Annotated in this window: 5 protein-coding genes; 3 read left to right on the top strand and 2 right to left on the bottom strand. The window is 70.4% G+C overall.

Annotation, left to right across the window (positions count from 1 at the left end):
* Nucleotides 1-161 precede the first annotated feature (161 nt).
* Nucleotides 162-926 (top strand): IclR family transcriptional regulator, encoded by a 765-nt coding sequence (locus G6020_RS09640; RefSeq protein ID WP_182610466.1) that lies wholly within the window; start codon nucleotides 162-164, stop codon nucleotides 924-926.
* Between the two features lie 59 nt (nucleotides 927-985).
* Here G6020_RS09640 and G6020_RS09635 read toward each other — a convergent pair whose 3' ends face one another.
* The gene (locus G6020_RS09635) at nucleotides 986-1,771 is read right to left on the bottom strand and encodes a 2-keto-4-pentenoate hydratase (RefSeq protein WP_182610465.1); all 786 of its coding nucleotides are present in this window, start codon (nucleotides 1,769-1,771) and stop codon (nucleotides 986-988) included.
* Nucleotides 1,772-1,831: 60 nt separating this feature from the next.
* Here G6020_RS09635 and kstD point away from each other — a divergent pair, with 60 nt between their 5' ends.
* Entirely contained in the window at nucleotides 1,832-3,580 is a 1,749-nt protein-coding gene (kstD, locus tag G6020_RS09630) for a 3-oxosteroid 1-dehydrogenase (RefSeq protein WP_182610464.1), read from the top strand.
* Between the two features lie 2 nt (nucleotides 3,581-3,582).
* Nucleotides 3,583-4,443, top strand: coding sequence for a MaoC/PaaZ C-terminal domain-containing protein (locus G6020_RS09625; RefSeq protein WP_182610463.1), 861 nt, complete (start codon nucleotides 3,583-3,585; stop codon nucleotides 4,441-4,443).
* A 100-nt stretch (nucleotides 4,444-4,543) separates the two neighbouring features.
* Here G6020_RS09625 and G6020_RS09620 read toward each other — a convergent pair whose 3' ends face one another.
* Nucleotides 4,544-5,587 (bottom strand): LLM class F420-dependent oxidoreductase, encoded by a 1,044-nt coding sequence (locus G6020_RS09620; RefSeq protein ID WP_182610462.1) that lies wholly within the window; start codon nucleotides 5,585-5,587, stop codon nucleotides 4,544-4,546.
* Between the last annotated feature and the right edge of the window lie 65 nt (nucleotides 5,588-5,652).

Below are 5,652 nucleotides of genomic sequence, written 5' to 3'. Positions count from 1 at the left end.
CGAACGCCGCCGAACTCGTCGTCGTCGCACTCATTACCGACCAACCTCCCCCCGCGGCGCCTGTATCGAACATACGTACTACTCTAACGTCACCACCTCACTAGCGCAAGTGTTCGAATCACCCGTCACTCGATGTCGGACCTCCGCGCTACACTCACCGCATGACCGAACCGCCCGTCTCCCCCGTCGACCGCGCCTTCGACGTACTGCGGGTGACGGCGGCGGGAACCGGCCTGACACTGAGCGAGATCTCCCGCGAGGCCGGGCTGGCCAAGTCCACGACCCTTCGCCTCCTGGCCGCACTCGAGCGAAACGATGCGGTCACGCGCATCGGCCAGCGCTATCGACTGGGGCCGCTGGTGCATGAGCTGGATCCGATTCCTGCCTCGCCGGCATACGAGCGGACCCGCCGCGTACTCACACCGTTCCTCGCGCACCTCTTCGAGGCGACCCGGGCGACGGTGCACCTGGCCACGCTGCACGGTGACGAGGTGGTGTATCTCAACAAGCTGCACGGTCCGCGGCCGATCCCGTCACCGTCGCGGATCGGCGGCGGACTGCCGGCCTATTGCACCGGCGTGGGGAAGGCGATGTTGGCGTTCGACGACGCCGCCGCCGAGCGGGTGTCGCAGGGCCCGCTGATCGCCTGGACCGACACCACGCTCACCTCGCCGGATGCGCTCGCCGTGGAGCTGGCGGAGATCCGGCGCAGAAGGCGATCGGTGGATCGCGCCGAGCTCACGCCCGGCCTCTACTGCGTGGCCGCACCCGTGTTCGACGACGACGAGGACGGCGCCTGCGGAACACGAGCGGTGGCGGCGCTCTCCGCTAGCGCGGCGGACGGGGCGGCACTCACTCGACTGGAGCCACTGGTCACCAGGGTGGCCGCGGCCGCCAGTCGCGCGATGGCGACGGACCGGACGTGACGAGGGCCGAGGGAACGTGAGCGCCGCAGCCGAACCCCCGCACTGGCTGCACCCCCGCGCTAGCGGAACTCCATGGTCACGTCCCCCAGGCCCGCGAACTCGGCGCGGAAGGAATCGCCGGGCGCGGCGTCCATCGCGCGGATCGCGGTGCCGGGCAGGATCACGTCTCCCTTGCGCAGGCGGACGCCGAACTTGGCGACCGTCGAGGCCAACCAGCCCACCGAATTGAGCGGGTTGCCCAGGACCGCGTCGGAGCGGCCGGACGCGAGGAACTCGCCGTTCTTGTAGAGGGTCGCATCGATCGCGGCGACGTCCAGGTCCGTCAGCCGCACGCGCTGCTGCCCGACGACATACCCGCAGGACGACGCGTTGTCGGCGATCGTGTCGGGCAGGGTGATCTTCCAGTCGCGGATGCGCGAGTCGATCAGCTCGATCGAGGGCACGACCCACTCGATGGCGGCGGCGGCCTCCTCCTGCGAGCACCCCTCCGGCGGGATGTCGGCGCCGAGGATGAAGCCCACCTCGACCTCGACGCGCGGGAAGCAGAACCGGGCAGCCTCGACCGGCGCCCCCTCCGGGTACTCCATCGTGTCGAGGAGATGGCCGTAGTCGGGTTCGTCGACGCCCATCATCTCCTGCATGGCCTTGGAGGCCAGACCCACCTTGTGTCCGGTGACCACCGCGCCGGCGGCGAGCTTGCGGCGGATGTTGACGAGCTGGATCTCGAACGCGTCGTCCGGGGTCATCTCGGGATGGTGGTCGGTGAGCGGCGCGATGGGCGCCACGTCGGCCTCGGCGTCCCAGAGTCGCTGGGCGAGTGTGGCGCGGGTCTCCTCGTTGAGCATGACCGGGATGCTACCTCGACCGTGTGGCGCTCGAGCCCCCGGTTCTATAACGTGTTCTACATGGCAGACCAGGAGTTCGACGTCGTCGTCGTCGGTAGCGGTGGAGCAGGCATGACGGCCGCCCTCGCAGCAGCGAAGAAGGGCCTCAGCGTGGTCCTCGTGGAGAAAGCACCGCACTATGGCGGCTCCACCGCCCGTTCCGGCGGCGGCGTGTGGATCCCGGGGAACTCCGTCCTCCGACGGGACGGCGTCCAGGACACCCCGGAGGCCGCCCGGACCTACCTCCGGGCGATCGTCGGCGACGTCGTGGCCCCGGAACGGATCGACGCGTACGTCGACCGTGGCCCCGAGGTCCTCGACTTCGTCCTCGCCAACTCCCCCCTCGAGATGGAGTGGGTGGTCGACTACTCGGACTACTACCCCGAGTCCCCGGGAGGACGACTCGGCGGCAGATCCGTCGAGCCCAAGCCGTTCGACCTGCGCCAGTTGGGTTCCGAGGCCGCGCGGCTCGAGCCCCCCTACGCCAAGGCTCCGGCGAACATGGTGGTCAAGCAGTCCGACTACCGCTGGCTCAACCTCCTCCAGCGCCCCACCACCAAGGGTTTCCGGCGCTCCGTCCGTGTGACGATGCGCATGCTGCTGGCGAAGGCCCGCGGGGCCAACATGGTGGGCATGGGCCGCGCGCTCATCGCCGCCATGCGCAAGGGCCTCCTGGACGCGGGTGTCCCGGTGTGGCTCAACACGCCGATGACCGGTCTGGTCACCGAGGGCAGCGGGTTGGACGAGCGGGTCGTGGGCATCACCGTGACCCGCGGCGGCGAGGAGCAGACCCTCCGCGCCCGACGTGGCGTGATCATCGGCTCGGGCGGGTTCGAGCACAACCAGGAGATGCGGGACAAGTACCAGCGTCAGCCCATCCCCACCTCGTGGACGGTCGGCGCCGCCGGCAACACCGGCGAGGGGATCGAGTACATGGAGAAGGTGGGGGCGGAACTGGCCTTCATGGAGGACGCCTGGTGGGGTCCCACGATCCTGCTCCCCCGCGGTCCGTGGTTCGCGCTCGCCGAGCGCTCGCTGCCCTGTTCGTTCCTCGTCAACTCGCGCGGCGAGCGGTTCATGAACGAGTCGCTGCCGTACGTCGAGGCCGGGCACCGGATGTACGGCGGGGAGTACGGGCAGGCCCCCGCCGACCAGCAGGGCGCCGAGGGCGAGAACGTCCCGGCCTGGATCATCTTCGACCAGGAGTACAAGAACCGGTATCTCTTCGCCGGACTGCAGGCGAAGCAGCCGCTGCCGAAGAAGTGGCTCGAGACGGAGAACTTCCACAAGGCCGACACGCTCGCCGAGCTCGCCGGACTGATCGGCGTCCCGGCGGACGCGCTGGAGAAGACGGCCGCCCGGTTCAACGGCTTCGCCGAGAGAGGCGTGGACGAGGACTTCCAGCGGGGCGTCTCGGGGTACGACCACTACTACGGCGACCCCACCAACAAGCCCAACCCGAGCCTCGGTCCCGTCCGCAAGGCACCGTTCTTCGCCGCCAAGATGGTGCCCGGGGACCTCGGGACCAAGGGCGGGGCGAACACCGACGTCCACGGCCGCGTCCTCCGCTCGGACGGCTCCGTGATCCAGGGGCTCTACGCCGCCGGCAACGCGTCGTCGCCGGTCATGGGCCACACCTACGCCGGGCCCGGGGCGACCATCGGCCCCGCGATGGTCTTCGGGTACCTCGCGGTCGAGCACATGCTGGCCGGCGCCGCCGCCGGGTCCACCACCACCGGACCGACCACCACCGACAAGACGGGAGTCTGACCGTGCCGATCGACCTCTCGATTGCCCTGGGGGCCGAGCTTCCCTCGCAGGAGTTCTCCTGGACAGCCTCGGACGTTGCGCTCTACGCACTCGGAGTCGGCGCGGCCGGGGACCCCATGGACACCGCCGGGCTGGACTACGTGGACGACCTGCATCCCAAGGTGTTGCCGTCGTTCGCCACCGTCGCCGCCACGATGAACGTCACGGAGGCGCCGCGGGTGTCCTTCCCCGGGGTCGAGATCGACCTGGCCAAGGTCGTGCACGGTAGCCAGTCCGTCGAGGTGCACCGCCCGATCCCCGCGGCCGGCACCGCCGTCACCACGACCAGGATCGCCGAGATCCAGGACAAGGGTTCGGCCGCGGTGATCATCCAGGAGTCCGAGACGGTCTCCGCCGAGGGTGAGAAGCTGTGGACCTCTCGATCCGGGATCTTCGCCCGTGGCGAGGGAGGCTTCGGTGGCGAGCGCGGGACCTCCGAGAAGGTGCAGTACCCCGAGCGGGACGCCGACCACACCATCGAGGTCGCGAGCCTGCCCCAGCAGGCGCTGCTCTACCGCCTCTGCGGGGACCGCAACCCCCTGCACTCCGATCCCGCGTTCGCCGAGGCGGCCGGGTTCCCGCGCCCGATCCTCCACGGTCTGTGCTCCTACGGCATGGTGCTGCGGGCCGTCGTGGACGAGGTCCTGGGCGGCGACGTCGAGCGGGTCCGCGGCTACGGCGTGACGTTCGGCGGCATCTTCTTCCCCGGCGAGACCATGCGCGTCCGCGTGTGGGAGGACGGCTCGCGTCTGCTCGTGGCGGCCACGGCCGCCGAGCGGGACGACGCCCCCGTGCTCAAGAACGTGGTCGTCGACCTCACCTGACCGCGCGACGCGCCCCCGATACCCCACTCCCGATACGACGAACGCCCCGCAGCCACCGCCGCGGGGCGTTCGTCGTGCCGGCGTTCGTCGTGCCAGGGGTTCAGCAGAGCGCGCGGAACCGCTCCACCAGCCGGATCCGGCCGGGGGCGTCCATCGCCATCGGTACGACCGTGAGGGTGGTGGCCCCGGCCTCGCGGAACGCCTCGACCCGCTCGGCCACGTACGACTCGGGGCCGATCAGCGAGACCGACCGGACGAGCTCGTCGGGCACCGCGGCCGCGGCCTCGTCCTTCTTGCCGTCCAGGTACAGGTCCTGGATGCGGGCGGCCTCGTCCTCGTAGCCGTAGCGGCACGCGAGCTCGTTGTAGAAGTTCTTGCCGCGGGCGCCCATCCCACCGATGTAGAGGGCCAGGTGCGGGCGCACGAAGTCCAGGTAGCCCGGCACCTCGTTCTCCTCGCAGATCGCCAGCGGGGGTCCGGCGTAGACCTCGAGCTTTCCGAGAGAGGGATCGCGCTTCTCACGCCCCTTGGCCAGCGGCTCACCCCACGCGAGGTGGGCCTTCTCGGGGTGGAAGAAGATCGGCTGCCAGCCGTCGGCGATCTCGGCGGCCAGCTGCACGTTCTTCGGCCCGAGCGCCGCCAGCACGATCGGGATGTTCTCGCGCACCGGGTGGTTGATGAGCTTGAGCGGCTTGCCCAGGCCCGTGCCCTGGTCGGCGGGCAGCGGGATCTGGTACTTGGCCCCGTCGTGCACGAGCTTCTCCCGGCGCCACACCTTGCGGCAGATCTCGATGACCTCGCGCGTGCGGCCCAGCGGCGCGTCGTAGCGCACGCCGTGGAAGCCCTCGACGACCTGCGGGCCGGAGGCGCCGAGGCCCAGGATGAAGCGGCCGTCGGAGACGAAGTCCAGCCCGGCGGCGGTCATGGCAGTCAGGGTGGGTGTGCGGGTGTAGATCTGCAGGATGCCCGAGGCCAGCTCCATGGTCGAGGTCTTAGCCGCGAGGTACCCGAGCTGGCTCACCGCGTCGAACGAGTAGGCCTCGGGGACGAACGCGATGTCCAGCCCCGCCCGCTCGAGGTCCGCGGCCTCCGCGGCCGTCTCGGCGAAGCCGCCGCTGTAGTTGAGAGCCATTCCGATGCGCATGCGGGTAACGCTACCGGGGGGCCGCGGCACCCCGTCCGCGGGCCGCCACGGCCCCGGCCCGGGCC

The organism is Dietzia sp. B19 (assembly GCF_014145155.1).
Taxonomy (GTDB): Bacteria; Actinomycetota; Actinomycetes; order Mycobacteriales; family Mycobacteriaceae; genus Dietzia; species Dietzia natronolimnaea.
The sequence above is the reverse complement of the archived record's forward strand: the minus strand, read 5'-3'. Positions and strand labels throughout refer to the sequence as shown.

Excerpts from the sequence above, each read along its gene's own strand:
- G6020_RS09640 (WP_182610466.1), top strand. The coding sequence starts at position 162 with ATGACCGAACCGCCCGTCTCCCCCGTCGACCGCGCCTTCGACGTACTG.
- kstD (WP_182610464.1), top strand. The coding sequence starts at position 1,832 with ATGGCAGACCAGGAGTTCGACGTCGTCGTCGTCGGTAGCGGTGGAGCA.
- G6020_RS09620 (WP_182610462.1), bottom strand. The coding sequence starts at position 5,587 with ATGCGCATCGGAATGGCTCTCAACTACAGCGGCGGCTTCGCCGAGACG.
- G6020_RS09635 (WP_182610465.1), bottom strand. The coding sequence starts at position 1,771 with ATGCTCAACGAGGAGACCCGCGCCACACTCGCCCAGCGACTCTGGGAC.